Origin of the sequence: Sphingomonas chungangi (genome assembly GCF_013778325.1) — a bacterium.
Taxonomy (GTDB): Bacteria; Pseudomonadota; Alphaproteobacteria; order Sphingomonadales; family Sphingomonadaceae; genus Solisphingomonas; species Solisphingomonas chungangi.
Genome location: NZ_JACEIB010000009.1, coordinates 1 through 572, shown reverse-complemented (window position 1 = coordinate 572; position 572 = coordinate 1). Strand labels below are relative to the sequence as shown.

The window sequence follows — 572 nt, the reverse complement described above, 5'->3', positions numbered from 1 at the left end:
GCATCGGAGATGCGCGACTTGGCATCGGTCAGGTTGGTGACGTTGTTGGTCAGGTTGTTGACCACCGAGTTCAGCTGGCTCTCGGACGCACCGAGGCCGGCGCGGACGGTGTTGACCGTCTTCAGGAAGGCGTCGGCGCTGTCGATCGTGGTGTTGGCGTTCGCCACCGTTGTCACGTCCATATTGCCGGCGGCGGCGGCGCCCGTCACCACGGCGGTCGCCTTGGTGGTGTCGAGGTTGCCGATGTCGACGTCCACGGTCTCGCCGTTGTTCGATCCGGTCTGGATCGTGAACTTGGTGCCGTAGCCTGCGGTGCCGGGGGTGACCGTGCCGGTGCCCTTGGCGGTCGTGTCGAACAGCGCGGTGCCGTTGAACTTGGTGTCGCTCAGCGTCGTGCTGATCTGCGACTTCAGCTGGGTGACTTCCGCCTGCATGTTGGTACGGTCGTCGGCCGAATAGGTGCCCGAGGCGGACTGCACGGCCAGCTCACGGATGCGCTGGACCATGTTGGTCACCTCGTCCAGCGCGCCGTCGGCGGTCTGGGCCAGGCTGATGCCGTCATTGGCGTTGGA

The 572-nt window shown here is 65.6% G+C and carries 1 protein-coding gene; it reads right to left on the bottom strand.

The annotated features are described in order from the left end of the window. On the bottom strand, positions 1 to 572 hold a 572-nt coding region (locus HZF05_RS13500; RefSeq protein WP_281367516.1), incomplete at both ends, for a flagellin N-terminal helical domain-containing protein.